The following is a 16,186-nucleotide window of genomic DNA, read 5'->3' on the forward strand; positions in this document are numbered from 1 at the left end:
CCTCCGAAGGGAAGCAGACCTTTTAGCAAGTTTTAATAAGAGCTGATTTCATTGTAGTTTTCGTCGTACGCTACGATTGTGGAAAACGTTTTAACACCGAGTCTAACATCAAAGTAGTATTTATAATTATCGATCATTATTATGGAAGATTCATTATTTGGGTATGTAATTTGAACCGATTTGATCCTGCTGTCATTAATTACTCCGCAAATGATTTGGAAATTAGTGTCTTTATTTCGCAAGCCTCCTACTACTTGCAGTTTTGTAAACGGCGAGTTAACATCCATCTTTGCTATTTCCAGATGAACAATCTCCCAGTTGTTTTTGTTATGTTCAGCATAGAATGAACCTTCAAATCGTTCCTCATTCTTATTAAAAATAAATTGTCCAAATCCAGATTGTTCGATATATGAAACCTTCACAACTTTGAAATCTTCAACTTTCGAACCTATTTTTTCGTCTGTCTTTTGATGAACAAATGAAATTAGCGCTTGGTCTTCATCTGTAAAACTAATCGTTTCTGGACTGGTGTTTATTTCTTTAGGTTGACATCCTAATAAAAGCAGAAATAACAGTACAGTATAAAATAATTTAGTTTTCATTAAATTGGTTTCCTCCTTAAATAAAAGTGGGGTTTCCCCCACTTTTATTTATACATAGCGGCAAACATGTAAATAATACCGGGTCCTTCAACCTCACTAATTGCGTATTGCTTCCAGCTTGCCGAGGCTCCAGCGTTAATGGATAATCCCAGAAAACTAGCAGAAAATGCCTTAGATACTCTTGCTGTCGCTGGTTGGTAGGATTGAATGTAACTTGAGATCCCTTTGGCATAAGTAAAAGGGTTTTTTACAGACTCTTCTGTAATTTCTACAACTCCGTAACCTGCTGCGGCACCACTAGTTGCTGATGTATTCGTGCTTACAGCATCATCTAATATATTTCCGGGGGTATTGTTATTGTTTAAATAAAAGTGATGGACTATCGCTACTCTAGAGTAACTAATACCTTGTTGAAACTCCCACGATGGACCTGTGACATAGTTTCCCGACTTATCAGGAGTTGTATGTGTGTCAATATATGTCGAATAATTCCACGGACCAGCAATGTGAGGTAGTAATTGAGCTGCTGCTAGATCTTTTGTTAGTTCTTTATATCTTTGAGGGTCTGTTTCAGATGTGTTAAAACTAGCTCTAAAAATGGTACCATCAGCAAATTTTATTTCATATTGATCTTTAAGTTTTCCTTTTTTTTCTATCCCTATCAATTATTTTCTGGGCCTCTTCCATTCTATCTGCTTGTTTTGCTAAAGCAACTAATTCCTTTTTCCATACTGCTTTGTCTAGATTGCGAATTCTTTCTTTGTACTCACGGGGATGAGAATTAACATATTCTTCAGTAACATCACTTAAATTATATTTATTTTCAGATTCACTATATTCATCAAGAGAGAACTAAACACCCTTTCCAAAAAATATTTTATAATTGTATAATATTAGTAATAAACAACAATATCAACCATTTATTGTATAATTTTCAATTAGCATTTTGTTACTTGATTGGTTTATTACAAGTCGTTAACTTTGTCTCGGACAAGTAGAAAGGACACCATTTACAAGGTAAGATAGTTAAGTAGAAACAAGAGGGACTAACTCCCTCGGAAGACAAACCCTCTTGTTTTAATCTAGTAGCCTCATCTTACAGGACACGCCTGGCATCTCTTATTATATTCCTACTTTGCTTTGCTCGTCTTTTACCCTCTATACCCCGATGTTCTTTCAATACCACCACCCTCCGGTATCAACCGGAACATATACACATACAGCAAAGCACTCAACAGCGAAATACCCAAGATAATCGAGAAGACGCCGAGCGGCGACAGCCACTCGGACAGACCGATGGCGAGCGGCGCGATAAACCGGCCGATGGAAAATTGCAGCGATGATGCTCCCATGTACTGACCCCGGGCGTCCTCAGGCGCATATTTGCTGATAAAGCTCTGCACGACCGGCGTGCGGATCAATTCGCCCAGAGTCAGTACGAACATACAGCCGAACAACAGCCAAATGTTGTTCGTAAAAGCCATCAGGAACAGGCCAAAGCCGTACAGGACGGAGGAGAGGATCAGGCTGTTCCGGTCGCTCCAGTGCTGAAACCAGCGGGTGACAGGCAGGGTAAACAGCACGACCAAAAGACCGTTCAATCCCATCAGCCAGCCAAATGCGGATGTCCCCCCGATAGAAAAGGACCAATCTCCCCACCAGACCAGCGGCTGACTGGGCACGTGCTCTTTTACGTACAGCGCCATGTACAGGTCCAGCTGCATGAAGGCGATGGCTACCAGAATGCCGGCCAGAATGTAGATGGCAAACGGTTTGTCTGTAAAAATGACCGCATAGCTCCGGAACTGTTCTTTCAGCGAAAAACGCTTGGGCGGCGAGGCCTCTGCCTTGCCGATGAGAGAAGGAAGCGTCTCCCGGATCAAAAAGAAGAGCAAGACCCCGTAGACAAATTCCACGATGGTACAGGCGAGCAGCAGTTCAAAGCGGTAGTGGACAAAGAAGATGGAACCGAGCACGGGACCGGCGACAACCCCGATGTTCATCGCTGTGTAAAAGGTGGCGAAGACTACGCGGCGCTCGTCTTCCGTTGTCAGATCGGCCACCATGGCAGAGCTGGCGGGCCAATACATCGATCCGGCCATCCCAATACCGATAAAAGCCACGTAAGTCATCCACGGCGAAGACGAAAAGGCAAACAGTGCAAACATGACGGATGATGAAAAAATGGCGATCAGCATGGTCTTTCTACGGCCGATCCGGTCTGCCAGATACCCGCCGGCCAGATTGGCGACGATGCCGAGCAGCGGAGGAACCATCAGCAGCAGTCCGGCTACATCCTTGCCGAAAACATCGCTGAAATATAGGGCCATGAAGGGAAAGTACATCCAGAAAAACGTATGCGTAATCAACTCGCCGAACAGGCGGACCTTCAGGTTGAGGTCCCAAGAACGCCAATACATGAAAATTTCCTCCAATCTCTCAAAGAAGCTCGTTTCGCATCTGCAGGTGCCCCGCCTTTGTGAGGGGCTGATTCTCTCCTGGTTCGGCTTGGATTATGAAAAAAAGCGCAAACGGAGGAGTGTGAAAACCTCTTCCGCTTGCGCTTTTTGCGTCTGGGTCGGGATACTGGGACGGGGTCTTGGGGTACGCGAAAACAAGGTACGTATCCCGTACGCAGAATCGACAAAAGAACGGTCTCGATTCTACACCGAATGTCCCAGATCAGAAAAGACGGAAGCGGGTTCAGGCATCCTGCAGCTTCTTGCATTCAGATAGGGTTTTGTCAGGGGTGAGGACCCCTGGACAAGGTCCCCAATCTAAATCGTAGAAACTACAGAAAGCAACATGAACCAACACTCCCGTCTTTCAAGAATTTTTTGCCAGATTGACTCTTGTTGACTAGAATACTCCACTGTCGGGAAAAAATGCAAGAAAATTTTTTTGTTCTACGGGTGAACCTCGATCATACCTGGATGGTCCTCTACGACGTCCGCGATGATCCGGGCCCACTCTACTCCATTTGCATGCAGGGTTTGCAGCAGCCGCTCGCCGTCAGCAGCAGGCAGGCTGATCAGCAATCCCCCGGAGGTGACGGCGTCGCAGAGGATCAGCCGGTCTGTTTCGTCCAATGCTTCCGGGAAACGGACGCGGTCCGATACCCAGCGGAAATTGGATTTGCTGCCGCCCGGGACGATGCCCTGTTCAGCCAGCTCGCGGGTACCAGGCAAGACGGGCACTTGTGACTGGCGGATGCGGATGCCGACCTTGCTGCCTTCCGCCATTTCCAGCGCATGCCCCATGAGGCCAAAGCCGGTCACATCCGTGCAGGCGTGCACGGGAAAATCGTGCATGCATTCAGCGGCCCGCTTGTTCAGCCTAGCCATGATTTCCATGACCAGCTCTGTCTTCTCCGGAGAAAGAGCTTCGCGCTTGATCGCGGTCGTTTGGATACCCACACCGATCGGCTTGGTCAGGATCAGCACGTCACCCGGCTTGGCCCCGGCGTTGGTCAGCACGCGGGAAGGGTGGATGGTACCGGTAACCGCAAGACCGAATTTTGGCTCCTGATCGTCGATGGAGTGGCCGCCGACGAGCACGGCACCCGCCTCTGCGACCTTTTCAGCGGCGCCGCGCAGGATGTCCGTCAGAATCGAAGGGTCCAGCTTGTGAATGGGAAAGCCGACGATGTTCATGACCGTCAACGGTTTTCCGCCCATGGCAAAAACATCGCTGATCGCATTGGCAGCAGCGATCTGGCCGAACCAGTACGGATCATCCACGATCGGGGTGAAAAAATCGAGCGTCTGTACGATAGCCAAATCGTCAGTCAGTTGGTAGACGCCGGCATCGTCCGAAGTCTCCACGCCGACCAAGAGACGCGGATCGCGCTCTGCAGGCTTGGGCAGATTTTTGAGTACAGACGAAAGGGCGTCAGGGCTGATCTTGCAGCCGCAGCCTCCCTTTTGGGTAAGAGCAGTAAGCTTGATGGTTCCAGACATGTTATGACCTCCTGACCAGCGAGGAATAATGATAAGATAGAAAAAACAAACAAGCTGATACATTCAGGATACCAGAAGCAAGGGTGACATGACATTGCAAGATATAACCGTAGAAGAGATGCTGCATCGGGGATACGCCAATCTGATCGATGTCCGTTCCCCCGGGGAATTTGCCCGCGACACGATCCCGGGAGCGGTCAATATTCCATTGTTTAGTGATAGTGAACGCGCACAGGTCGGAACTGCCTATAAGCGTGAGGGACAAGCAGCGGCTCAGTGGCTCGGCATGCAAATTGTCTCTCCCAAAATGGAGACGCTGATGGAAGCCATCCGGCAAAGGGGAGAGGAGGCGGGGGAACCGCCGGTGATTTTTTGCTGGCGGGGCGGGATGCGCAGCAGGGCGATGGCGACCTTCTCCACGTTTGCCGGTGTCCCGGTCCGCCGACTGATCGGAGGCTATCGTGCGTACCGCAAGCATGTGGTTGGCACCATAGAGCCGTATGAGCTGAATCGGCCGGTCTTCCTTTTGCACGGCATGACAGGAGTCGGGAAAACAGAGCTGCTGCGCCATTTGGAGGCATCCGGCTTGCCTGTCCTCGACCTGGAGCGAATGGCAGGCCATCGCGGATCGGTATTTGGGCACATCGGCAAAGGAAAGCCGGCGAATCAGAAGATGTTTGACGCGCGTTTGTTTGAAACGCTGCGAAGGCTGAAGGATGCGCCGTACTTTGTCATGGAAGCGGAAAGCCGGCGGATCGGCAATGCGCTGCTCCCGCCGTTTTTGCTCCAAGCCAAGGAGCAAGCTGTCCACATTTTGTTGACGGCTCCTCTGGAGGTGCGGGTTCAGCGTCTTTATGATGAATACGTGACTCCCTTTTCCTGGAGACCGGATTTTGCGGAAAAAATAAAAGACGCCTATCTAAAAATCGCCCGCCGCATTCCTACCGCGCAGGCAAAGCTGTTGACGGAGGCTCTGCAAGCTGGTGATTATCGCCAGGCGATCGCGTCGCTGCTGGTCCATTACTACGATCCTAGGTACCAAAACAAGCAAAGGGATTACGTAACAGAAATACACGAATGCGTAGATGCCGCCGATCTGGAAGCAGCAGGAAAAAGCATCCAGGCACTAATTGAAAAATATCTGCCAGTTCGGTAAAGTTATTTTTATCAAACTATGGTGCAGGAGGAGATGGGATGCTGGACCCACGCATAGTCAAGCTGGCGGAAAACCTGCTGAATCACTCTGTTCGTTTGCAGGAGAAGGAATGCTTGTTGATAGAAATTCGAGGAGAAGGGCACCCGCTGGCAAAGGAATTGGTTAAACAGGCGTATGCCAAGGGAGCGTATCCGTTTGTCCAGATCATCGATCCGTCTATCGAGCGGGAGCTGATGATGGGGACGGATGAGGAACGAGCGTCGTACATGCTCAAATGGAATGAGCCCAAATTCAAAGACATCCAGGCCTACATTGTGATCAACGGTCCGACGAATGACAGCGAGTCCGCTGATGTTCCCGTAGATCGCCGCCGCGCCCATCATAAAGTGGTGCAGCCGCTCAATGATTACATCGTTTCCAACGTGCGCTGGACACTGCTCAACTACCCGACCCCGTCCATGGCCCAAAGCGCCAATATGTCGACGGAAGCATTTGAGGACTTTTACTTTGACGTCTGTTCGGTGAATTATCAAAAGATGCACGAAGCTTTCCTGCCGCTCAAAGAGCGGATGGAGAGAACAGACAAGGTGAGATTGACCGGACCGGGGACAGATTTGACGTTTTCCATCAAGGGAATTCCAAGCATCATCTGTGCAGGGGAGTTCAATATCCCGGACGGGGAGATATATACGGCGCCTGTGCGTGATTCGGTCAATGGAACGATTTCCTTTAACGCAGCGACATCGTATATGGGCACCCGCTTTGAAAACGTCAAGCTGACCTTTGAAAACGGGAAAATCATAGAGGCAACCGCCAATAACACCAAGCGGCTGGGTGAAATCCTGGACAGTGACGAGGGAGCGCGTTATATCGGCGAGTTTGCCATCGGGGTAAATCCGTATATCCTCCACCCGATGAACGATATTTTGTTTGACGAAAAGATCGCTGGCAGCTTTCACTTTACTCCCGGCCGCGCCTATGAAAACGCGGACAACGGCAACCGCAGCCAGGTGCATTGGGATATGGTCAACATTCAGCGCCCTGAGTACGGCGGCGGTGAAATCTGGTTTGATGACGTGCTGATTCGCAAAGACGGATTGTTTGTACTTCCTGAACTGCAAGGGTTGAACCCGGAGAATTTGAAAGGGTAAGCGGGCATTCGTGGAAATGAGCTTATGGCCATTTCCCAGATGAATTTCAAAGCCAAATACGGAACCTCCCGGATGCTGCCATCCAAGTGGCTGTTCGGCGAGAAGCTTGGTTAAAACCTCTTGTGAAAGCAAGGGGTTTTCTGTTTTTTGCATATGGGGCATCGATTCTACAGGTTCAAGCAGTGGCCAATGGCTGTCACGACCCGGCAAAGTCTTTTTGTAACTTTACAAACAAAAATGTTTACAAAATAACACCTCTAAAATATACTTAATATACAAATAAGTTTAAAAAAGAGGTGTTTACCATGACCCGCTTGCTTTGGAAACATCGTTTGCATATGTTTTTTGACGGAAACCTCATTGGTCGGGAGTACCACGCAGAAGAAGGATATGTCACGCAATGCCTGGAAATGGGGCAGGCAAAAGCGGCCATCGACTTTGACCGGTGCATAAGCGATGTTGTACTCCGCTTTTGAACAAAGCGGTCAACTGGCGCTTGCTCATCATCTTCCGATACAATAGGAGGAAATGAGAACGAAAGCAGGAGATGGGCTTGAGCAAAAAAGGCTGGCTGGAATACGAGGTGGCAGAAGCGGACGCGGGGCTTACTGTCGAGAGCATCGTTCGGGAAAAACTCCATGTCTCGGGGAGAATGCTGCAACGGCTTACGAGGAGCAAGGGAGTGCTTCTGAACCGGAAGTCCCCTTTTCTAAAAAGGGTGGTAAAAGCAGGGGACAAGGTAGCGGTCAGGGTTCAAGATCAGCCCGGGCAGGATGCTTCACCGCAGCAAGCAGCCCAGCGAAAGCAGGGGAAGAGCGTTGAAGCGGCTTTACCTGTAGAGATTTTGTACGAGGATGAGCATCTGCTGGTCGCAAACAAGCCGGCAGGCATGATGGTCCATCCCGTCAAGCAAGATCAACAAGGCACACTGGTTCATGCCCTTGCCGAGTATTTGCGGGAAAAGGGCGAGCCGGACCGCGTCCATCCGGTACATAGGCTTGACAAGGAGACCTCGGGAGCCATTTTGGTGGGAAAGACCAGCTACGGGCATCAGCTCGCTGATCGATTGCTGCGCGACGGGAGCTTGCATCGGGAATACCTCGCTGTCGTCTGCGGGCGTCTGGAGGAGGCGAACGGTACAATTAGCGCTCCTATCGGGCGAGACCCCCGCCATCCTACCCGCCGCAAGGTAACGGAACGGGGGGAGGAGGCTGTCACCCATTACGAGCTGGAGGCCTCTTCTGCGGATACCAGTCTTGTCCGGGTATGGCTGGAGACCGGGCGAACGCATCAAATCCGCGTTCATTTTCGCCACATCGGGCATCCGCTTGCAGGAGACGGCATGTATGGCGGCAGAAGGGACTTGCTCAGGCGTCAGGCCCTCCATGCCAGCAAGCTTTCCTTTCCGCATCCGATTACCGGGCAGGAGATCGTTTGCGAGGCGCCGCTACCAGATGACATGAACGAATTGATAAAAAGGGAGTACAATCTGGCAAATCGCTAGTTTTTGGAGCTGTTGACCCATACGGTCAGCAGCTTTTTTCATTGATGTTGACAGGAAATGAAAGAGACCCTGCATTTATACGTTTCACGTATGGCTTACAGCTCCGCTAAAAAAGCCCGGGTCCAAAAACCCATTTGGAACGCATGCAAGTATTTACATGCATGCAAAGCTCCGTTATAATGGGTTTGCTAATTATTACCATGTGAAAGCAAGTGCTTGCATGATACGGAGGTAACAAAATGGATAAGCCGGATCACGAAAAAATCCAGAGCGGGAAAGGAGATGAACAGGAAACGAGGGAACGGATTTTGGCTGCTGCCCGCCAGCTCATGTCCCAGAAAGGCTACAAGGGCGCAACCACTCGCAAAATCTCCGAGCTGGCCGGCGTGAATGAAGTGACGATTTTCCGCCATTTCAAAAACAAGGAGCGGATTCTCATCGAGCTTTTGGAGGAGATGACCGAGATTCGCCCTGCGCTGGAAAAAGCGATTCACGCCTGCGGCCACGACGTCAAAGCGATGCTCATTCACTACGGCGAAGCCTATTACAACGCGCTTGTGGAGCGAAAGGAAGTTCTGATCATCTGTCTGATCGAATCGCAGAATCACCCAGAGGTTTTCAACCTGCTCAGCCGCATGCCGCAGATCGCCGATGAGATGCTGAGCGAAAAGCTGCAGGAGATGCATGAGGCCGGACTTCTTCCCAAAGGAGACTTTGCGACCGCAGCCCACATGTTTGTCTCGGCATTCTTCCACTCTTTTTTGGCAAGGCATTGGGTGAAGGTAGACTGCGACAGCTTGATCGATATACCGACAATGACGGAAAGCAGTGCAGACATTCTGCTGCGCGGCATCGGCAGCCGATGAAATGATGCCAGTTTTCAGTTGTATATTGATGAAAGCACGTAGATGAGCGGACATATAGGGGAATGGAGTGGAGGGTCACATGAGAAAACAATGGCTGTCTTTTCTCGCAATCGCCGGGCTATTGGCGACGACGGCTTGCAGCAGTCAGGAGCCTGCTGCGGAAGCTGTGTCCGAAGTAAAGCAAGTAGAGCTTGCCGTGGTGAAACAGGAGCAGGCGGTGAAGGTAACCGAGCTTTCCGGCACATTGCAGCCGCTGGAGGAAGCGCTCGTCTCGTTCGAGGTAGCTGGACGGATCACCGAGCTTGCCAAAAACGAAGGTGACACTGTCAAAAGGGGTGACATCCTGGCTCGTCTGGACGGCAGCGATTATTCGCTTCAGGTCGCTTCCGCCAGTGCCACCGTTCAGCAAACAGGAGCCACGCTGGAAAAGGTAACAAAGGGAGCACGCGAGCAGGAGATCGAGCAGGCGCGCCTGGTTGTGGAAAAGGCGACGATCGCCCATCAACAGGCGGAGGACGACTTCAAACGGATTGAGGCGCTGTACCGGGAAAAGGCCATCTCCCAGAGCGAGTACGAGACTGCGCAAAATCGCGTAAATGTTGCCCTGACGGATTTGCAAAACGCCCAGCAAGCCTTGTCGCTGGTTACGCAGGGCGCTCGCGCCGAGGACAAGACACTGAGCCAGGCGAGCTACCATCAGGCCGTGATCGGCAAAGAGCTGGCTGCCAGTACGCTGGCCAAAACCCAGCTGCGCGCTCCGATCGATGGCACGATTATCGCCAAGCTCGGATCGGCGGGCTCCCTGGTCGGTGTGGGAAGCCCCGTTTACCGGATCGGACAGATCGATACATTGAAGGTCGTGCTGCCGGTTCCAGACCGGGAGATTTTTGCCTGGACGGAAGGTGAGGCCATTACGCTTGAGCTTTACGGGCAAAAGCGGGAGGGCAAGGTGGTGAAAATTCACCCGGCCGCCAACCAAAGCACGGGGACCATCGGTGTCGAGGTACAAGTGAAAAACGAGAAGCACGACTGGTTCGCCGGTCAGGTCGTGAAGGCGACCAAAACGGTGCAAGGAAAAGCAGGGCTGTACGTGCCGGTCGAAGCGGTGATCAGCCGAGGGCAGGGCGAGGCCCACGTCTTTGTCGAAAGCGCCGGAAAAGCGGTGAAAACCCCGGTGACGATCGGCGAGATCAACAGCAACAGACTGGAGATCACCAGCGGGTTGAAGGAAGGGGACCGACTTGTCGTCAAAGGAGTAGACCAGTTGTTTGACGGCGATCCGATCGAGGCGGCAGGAGGACAACCACAGTGATTGAATACATCGTCCGCAAACGAAAAATCACGCTCTTGTTCTTTACAATGGTCGTCCTGATCGGTTCTCTCAGCTTTTTCCAGCTCCCCAAGCAGGAGCAGCCCGACATCATTGTCAATCTTGCCACTGTCACCACGATTTATCCGGGTGCTTCGCCAGAGAAAGTAGAGCAGACGGTCACCAAGAAGCTGGAGGAAAAAATCAACGAGCTTCAAGGCCTGAAATACGTCTCGTCTGTCTCCGGTCTGGGCGTGTCGAGCATTATCGTGGAGACAGACGGAGATGTCGATCCCAAACAAAAGTGGGATGAACTGCGCAAAAAGGTAAAGGATGCCGAGGCTGATTTGCCGGAGGATGCCAAGCAGCCGATCATCAATGACGACTTGAACCGCACCTTCGTCCAGACGCTCGCGATCACGGCTGACACCCGCGAAGAGCTGTACAGCCTCAGGTCCACCCTGAAGTCGTGGAAAGAACAGCTCCGCACGATTCCCAATGTGGCAGACGTGACCATCAAAGGCTTGCCGGACGAGGAGATCCAGATTCAGGTGGATACGCAAAGGCTGAGCCAGTACGGGCTGACCTGGGGCCAGGTGCTGATGGCGGTCAAAAAGGAAAACGAACGGATTCCGCTTGGAGACTTGACGGCCGATAGCCGCACATACCAGCTCAAGCTGGCGGAAAGCCAGGATGTGGAGGCTTTAAACGACGTCATCGTCTCCCGGACACAGCAGGGCTTCCCGATCTATCTGAAGGATGTCGGTAGCGCCATGCTCACCACAGAGCAGATCGAGTCGTATTCCTACTTCAATGGCAAGCCGTCTGTATCGATCAGCATCAACGCCGAGACAGGCAGCGACGTACCGTCCCTGCAAAAGCGCGTCGACGAGATGGTGAAAACGCTGGAGAAGTCGCTTCCCGCATGGGCGCAGAAGCATTCCATTTACTCGCAAAAGGAACGCGTCGATGAGCTGTTCGGGGATCTTTCACGCGAGATGCTGATCGCCGTTTTGGCTGTACTGTTGGTATGTACACTGGGATTGAACCTGATCACTTCTTTTGTGGTAGCGCTGGCGATCCCGATCTCGCTTGCATCGGGGTTGTTGTTCCTGCCTTCCATGGGCATCACGCTGAATATGATTTCGATTGTCTCGCTGATCATCGTGCTGGGGATTCTCGTGGATGATGCCGTGGTCGTCAATGACAACATCGAGCGGAGGCTGTCCACGCTGGGCGAAAAACCGCTCCCGGCAGCAGTCAAAGGCGCAAAAGAGGTGTCCATCTCCATCGTCACGGCAACGCTTGCGACAATCGCTTCCTTCGGTCCGCTGTTGTTCATGAGCGGAAACGTCGGACAGTTTATCCGGCCCGTGCCTGTGATTATTTCCTTGACGATGCTCGCTTCGATGCTCATGTCGCTGACGATTATCCCGATATTCCGGCAGTGGTACGAACATCGCCGCAGAGGCGGAGTCGAAGGGTACCGGAAGCCGCCGGGGCTGCTCGGCAAGCAAATTTTCCAATTGACGAACTGGTACGCGGGCAAGCTGATGCCGCGGATTTTAAAACGGCCCGTGCTCGCGGGCATGGTCGGCGTTTTGATCGGCACCAGCGCCTACGGATTGATCCCGCTGACACCGATCCAGCTTTTCCCCAACGACGAGCGGCCGCAATTTCTCGTCAACGTCCGTCTGCCGGTCGGGACCAGTGTGGAGGAGACGGACCGGGTCGTACGGGGAGTGTCGGACTGGATCCAAAAGCAGCCGGGGATCGAGTCGGTCGCCGCTTACGCGGGCGGCAGCGCCCCCAAAATGTTCAGCGGCGATACCGAAATCGGCGAGGGCATCACGCTTGGGCAACTGGTCGTCCGCTTTGACAAGTCAAAGGTAAAGATTGAGGATATGCTGGAGCCTTGGCGCGAGGAGTTTAAAAAGCTCTATCCGGAAGCGAGCATTTTGCCGAAGCAGCTGGAAGCAGGTCCCCCGGTCGGCAAGCCTGTTGTGATCCGGGTATATGGGGAAGACATTCCTACGCTACGTTCGTTAGCAGGGGATATCAAGGACCGGATCGCCAAGCTGGAAGGCACGTACGACATTCAGGACGATTTCGGAATCGAGCGGTACACCCTGGAGTTTGTGGTGAACCAGGAGCTGATGAAGGAAAAGCTGGTCAATTACAACGATCTGTCGCAGACGCTCCGCCTCGCCAGCGAAGGCATCACCGTCAGCCAGTTCGATACGGGGACGGATTTGCTTGACATCAAGCTGTTTATGCAAAAGGGAGCGGCCGATCCGACCGTCCTATTCCAGCGACTGACCGTAACCAATGCGGCAGGCGAGCAAATTCCGCTGTCCCAGCTAGCAGAGGTCAAGCCCACTTTCAGCACGCAAAAAATCCCGCACCGGAATCTCTCGCGTGCCGTGACGATTACGAGCGACCTGCGAGGCCGTACGGCGACAGAGGTCATGGCTGAAATCAAGCCGCTGCTCGAATCCATTTCATTCCCTGAGGGGTATCGCTGGGAAATCGGCGGCGAGACTTCGGAGCAGACGGATATCTTTATCGACATGGGGAAACTGTCGGTCATCGTCCTTTTCCTCATCCTGATTTTGATTGCAATGCAGTTTTATTCGCTCAGCATTCCCGTGCTGGTTCTCAGTACGGTGTACCTGGCCTTTGCCGGAAGCTTGATCGGGCTGTTCGTCACGCAGACGCCGCTCGGCTTCATGACGATGATGGGGGCGATCTCGCTATCGGGGATCGTGGTGCGAAACGGCATTGTGCTGATCGAGTTTATCGAAGAAGCGCGGCATGCAGGCGCGGAGCTGAAGCAGGCCGTGATCCAGGCCGGAGAGGCGCGTCTGCGTCCGATTTTGCTGACCTCGCTTACGGCTGTGGCGGGCCTGACGCCGCTCGCGCTGTTTGGGGACGTACTGTTCCGTCCGCTGGCGGTCACCATCATCTTCGGATTGATCTTTTCCACGCTGCTGACGCTGATCGTCGTTCCGTCTTTCTACACAGTGCTCGCGGAACGGAAGGCCAGGCGGAAAGCCAGACTGGCAGCCAAGCGGCCTGATCTGTACGGGCCGGAGGCGGAGCTGGAAGGGTAACGAAGTTTCGATACGTAAAAGCATCGAATACAAACAGGCACCGAATACACTAGTACCGAAAACAAACAAGTACCGAATACAGCAAAGATGCTTTTATCACTTTGCGGCGGGCTTCTGCTCCTAAGGGACAGAAGTCCGTTTCTCTTTCAAACGCGAGCCTCCCCGAATGAAGGCACACAAGTACATAGCTCGCTGGATGTCGAAGGGAAAATAGCAATGGCAAAGCCTGTTATTTTCATCCCAAGGCATATGATATAATCCCGATAGAGGATGTTCAAAAAGTCCGGGAAAAGCAAGCTGCGAAGTTATGATGTGGTCCGACTACTGTCATGTAATGCCGCGACGTATGTGGGAGAGGCGCACGTCCGAAAAAGCTGTTGTCCACCCATCCGCGTATACATAGCATCTGCATATACAGCTTCACCTGCGCTCCGCACATACAGGCTCAGCATACACAGCCGCACCTGTGCTCCGCTGCTGGGGTCTGCCGTGCCTTGAACTGAAACGGCCTGGTTTTCCCGGACTTTTTGAACGCGGCCCACTTAACTAGGAATTTTTTCGAGCCGGAAGGGAGAGTGACCAGATTGAAACAGCCCCAGCTTTTAGACGAAGAAAAAGTGTTTAAAGACCCGGTGCACAGCTATGTACATGTACGGGACAAGCTGATCTGGGATTTGATCAATTCGGCGGAATTCCAGCGTCTGCGTCGCATCCGGCAGCTTGGTACGAGCTTTTTTACCTTTCATGGCGGTGAGCACAGCCGCTTCAATCATTCGCTTGGCGTCTATGAGATCATGCGCCGCATCCTGGAGACGTTCGAGGGGAGAATTCATCTTTCCTATGAAGAAAAGCTGCTTTGTCTCTGTGCTGCTCTGCTTCACGACGTGGGGCACGGGCCGTTTTCCCATTCGTTTGAAAAAGTATTCCGCTATCATCATGAGGATTGGACAAGGGCGATCCTGCAGGGTGATACCCAGATCAACCGGATACTGAAGCGCATGGGTGAAGATTTTCCGAAACGGGTGGCTGAGGTTATCGCCAAGACTTACGACAACAAGCTGATCGTCAGTCTGATTTCCAGCCAGATCGACGCTGACCGGATGGATTATTTGCTGCGCGACGCGTATTACACGGGCGTGAATTACGGCAATTTCGAGATCGAGCGGATTCTTCGCGTCATGCGTCCGGGCGAAGACGGAATTGTCTTTAAGTACAGCGGCATGCACGCCGTCGAAGACTACATCATGTCCCGCTATCAGATGTACTGGCAGGTTTATTTTCATCCGGTGACGCGCAGTGCGGAAGTGGTTCTGCGCAAAATTTTTCAGCGTGCGAAAGAGCTGTTTCTGCAAGGCTTTCCCTTCCGTCAGGAGCCGACTCTCCTGCTGAAGTTTCTAAATGAACAAGTAGAGCTTGCCGATTATTTGTCCCTCGATGAGTCGGTCATTCTCTTTTACATGCAGCTCTGGCGCAATGAAAATGATGCCGTTCTGAAAGATTTATGCGCCCGTTTTCTCGACAGGAATCTCTTTAAATACGTCGAATATAACCCAAGAGATTTCCGCTTGCTGGCAGACTTGAAAGAGCTGTTCCAGTCTGCGGATATTGATCCGGCCTATTATTTGGAAGTGGACACGACCTCCGATCTTCCGTATGATTTTTACCGTGCTGGCGAAGATGAAGAGCGGATTCCGATCATGCTGGTAATGCCTTCAGGCGAGCTGACCGAGCTGTCGGAGAAGTCGGAGATCGTGCAGGCGATCAGCGGCAAACGCCGGTTTGACTACAAGCTGTATTTTCCTATGGACAAGGTTATGGCATTGCCGGAGGAGCTCTCCGGAAAGATACGAGATCGTCTGGGAGTGATGGAGGATGCTTAGGCGTCACGCCAAAATCATACGTTTAATCGAGACCGTGGGCGAAGTGAGCGGTCGCAAAAAGCTGCAAAAGATGGTGTACATAGCGAAACATCTGGATATGGACTTCGATGAGCGGTTCGAGTTTCATATGTACGGTCCTTACTCGGAGGAGCTGACCTTGCGCGTGGACGAGCTGTGCAACATGGGACTTCTGGACGAGCAGGTGGAGACCAAAGGGGCCATTCACATGTACCGGTATACGCTGAATGACACCGGGCGTGATTTTTTGCGTTTTCACGAAGTCGATTTCGGACTGGGCGAGCAAGCAATCCGGCGGATGAACGAGGAGAACTCCCGTTTTCTTGAGCTGGTCTCGACCATCCTTTACTTCAATCATCTTCCCTATGAAGAAATGAAAGCGAAGATTTTTACCTTTAAGAGCAAACAGCGCTATACCGAAGAGGAGATTCAAAAGGGGTTGGCTTTTATCGAAGAGCTCCGCGAGCTGACGAAAGCTGGTCATACCCCGTTGATATAGTTTTTTTGTGTTGGAAAAAATGCAATCATCTTTCTTGTTTCCATGATGAATACGTTTTGCGCAGCGGGGTTTTTAGCGCCTGCTGCGGTACCTTTCGCCAACCAGCCGGTCAGATGACCGGCTTTTTTT

Annotated in this window: 13 protein-coding genes; 9 read left to right on the forward strand and 4 right to left on the reverse strand. The window is 51.8% G+C overall.

Going from position 1 to position 16,186, the window contains the following annotated elements; genetic code table 11:
* Nucleotides 1–32: 32 nt before the first annotated feature.
* From V5G20_RS02910 to selD, 4 genes are all read right to left on the reverse strand, one after another.
* The gene (locus tag V5G20_RS02910) at nt 33–602 is read right to left on the reverse strand and encodes a hypothetical protein (protein ID WP_024983728.1); all 570 of its coding nucleotides are present in this window, start codon (nt 600–602) and stop codon (nt 33–35) included.
* Nucleotides 603–646: 44 nt separating this feature from the next.
* A complete protein-coding gene (locus V5G20_RS02915; protein ID WP_003388507.1) occupies nt 647–1,267 on the reverse strand; it encodes a hypothetical protein in 621 nt (206 codons plus the stop codon).
* A gap of 486 nt (nt 1,268–1,753) precedes the next feature.
* Nucleotides 1,754–3,022 carry an MDR family MFS transporter gene (locus tag V5G20_RS02920; RefSeq protein ID WP_243014089.1) on the reverse strand — a complete coding sequence of 423 codons (1,269 nt, stop codon included), beginning with the start codon at nt 3,020–3,022 and terminating at the stop codon, nt 1,754–1,756.
* 486 nt (nt 3,023–3,508) lie between these two features.
* A complete protein-coding gene (gene selD, locus V5G20_RS02925; protein WP_003388503.1) occupies nt 3,509–4,561 on the reverse strand; it encodes a selenide, water dikinase SelD in 1,053 nt (350 codons plus the stop codon).
* 88 nt (nt 4,562–4,649) lie between these two features.
* Here selD and mnmH point away from each other — a divergent pair, with 88 nt between their 5' ends.
* The 9 genes from mnmH (at nt 4,650) to V5G20_RS02970 (ending at nt 16,057) form a co-directional block, all read left to right on the forward strand.
* Nucleotides 4,650–5,717: a tRNA 2-selenouridine(34) synthase MnmH gene (mnmH, locus tag V5G20_RS02930; RefSeq protein ID WP_338463149.1), complete on the forward strand. Its 1,068-nt coding sequence runs from the start codon at nt 4,650–4,652 to the stop codon at nt 5,715–5,717.
* 38 nt (nt 5,718–5,755) lie between these two features.
* Nucleotides 5,756–6,868 carry an aminopeptidase gene (locus V5G20_RS02935; RefSeq protein ID WP_003388501.1) on the forward strand — a complete coding sequence of 371 codons (1,113 nt, stop codon included), beginning with the start codon at nt 5,756–5,758 and terminating at the stop codon, nt 6,866–6,868.
* Nucleotides 6,869–7,173: 305 nt separating this feature from the next.
* On the forward strand, nt 7,174–7,344 hold the full coding sequence (locus tag V5G20_RS02940; RefSeq protein ID WP_155807961.1) for a hypothetical protein: 171 nt from the start codon (nt 7,174–7,176) through the stop codon (nt 7,342–7,344).
* Nucleotides 7,345–7,415: 71 nt separating this feature from the next.
* Nucleotides 7,416–8,372 (forward strand): RluA family pseudouridine synthase, encoded by a 957-nt coding sequence (locus tag V5G20_RS02945; protein WP_171506881.1) that lies wholly within the window; start codon nt 7,416–7,418, stop codon nt 8,370–8,372.
* Between the two features lie 239 nt (nt 8,373–8,611).
* Nucleotides 8,612–9,238, forward strand: coding sequence for a TetR/AcrR family transcriptional regulator (locus tag V5G20_RS02950; protein WP_031932697.1), 627 nt, complete (start codon nt 8,612–8,614; stop codon nt 9,236–9,238).
* 79 nt (nt 9,239–9,317) lie between these two features.
* Nucleotides 9,318–10,550: an efflux RND transporter periplasmic adaptor subunit gene (locus tag V5G20_RS02955; protein ID WP_003388498.1), complete on the forward strand. Its 1,233-nt coding sequence runs from the start codon at nt 9,318–9,320 to the stop codon at nt 10,548–10,550.
* A complete protein-coding gene (locus V5G20_RS02960) occupies nt 10,547–13,660 on the forward strand; it encodes an efflux RND transporter permease subunit (RefSeq protein WP_024983733.1) in 3,114 nt (1,037 codons plus the stop codon). Before V5G20_RS02955 ends, V5G20_RS02960 begins: the two co-directional genes overlap by 4 nt.
* Before the next feature lie 584 nt (nt 13,661–14,244).
* Entirely contained in the window at nt 14,245–15,540 is a 1,296-nt protein-coding gene (locus V5G20_RS02965) for an HD domain-containing protein (RefSeq protein WP_338463150.1), read from the forward strand.
* The gene (locus V5G20_RS02970) at nt 15,533–16,057 is read left to right on the forward strand and encodes a YwgA family protein (protein ID WP_003388495.1); all 525 of its coding nucleotides are present in this window, start codon (nt 15,533–15,535) and stop codon (nt 16,055–16,057) included. The genes V5G20_RS02965 and V5G20_RS02970 overlap by 8 nt, the downstream gene beginning before the upstream one ends.
* The last annotated feature ends 129 nt before the right edge of the window (nt 16,058–16,186 follow it).

The sequence above is a fragment of the Brevibacillus borstelensis genome, assembly GCF_036700025.1.
GTDB classification, from domain to species: domain Bacteria; phylum Bacillota; class Bacilli; order Brevibacillales; family Brevibacillaceae; genus Brevibacillus; species Brevibacillus borstelensis.

What these genes read in the sequence shown, in the direction of transcription:
- V5G20_RS02940 (WP_155807961.1), top strand. Translation starts at nt 7,174, where the DNA reads ATGACCCGCTTGCTTTGGAAACATCGTTTGCATATGTTTTTTGACGGA.
- selD (WP_003388503.1), bottom strand. Translation starts at nt 4,561, where the DNA reads ATGTCTGGAACCATCAAGCTTACTGCTCTTACCCAAAAGGGAGGCTGC.
- V5G20_RS02950 (WP_031932697.1), top strand. Translation starts at nt 8,612, where the DNA reads ATGGATAAGCCGGATCACGAAAAAATCCAGAGCGGGAAAGGAGATGAA.
- V5G20_RS02945 (WP_171506881.1), top strand. Translation starts at nt 7,416, where the DNA reads ATGGGCTTGAGCAAAAAAGGCTGGCTGGAATACGAGGTGGCAGAAGCG.
- V5G20_RS02920 (WP_243014089.1), bottom strand. Translation starts at nt 3,022, where the DNA reads ATGTATTGGCGTTCTTGGGACCTCAACCTGAAGGTCCGCCTGTTCGGC.
- V5G20_RS02970 (WP_003388495.1), top strand. Translation starts at nt 15,533, where the DNA reads ATGCTTAGGCGTCACGCCAAAATCATACGTTTAATCGAGACCGTGGGC.
- V5G20_RS02935 (WP_003388501.1), top strand. Translation starts at nt 5,756, where the DNA reads ATGCTGGACCCACGCATAGTCAAGCTGGCGGAAAACCTGCTGAATCAC.
- V5G20_RS02955 (WP_003388498.1), top strand. Translation starts at nt 9,318, where the DNA reads ATGAGAAAACAATGGCTGTCTTTTCTCGCAATCGCCGGGCTATTGGCG.
- mnmH (WP_338463149.1), top strand. Translation starts at nt 4,650, where the DNA reads ATGACATTGCAAGATATAACCGTAGAAGAGATGCTGCATCGGGGATAC.
- V5G20_RS02910 (WP_024983728.1), bottom strand. Translation starts at nt 602, where the DNA reads ATGAAAACTAAATTATTTTATACTGTACTGTTATTTCTGCTTTTATTA.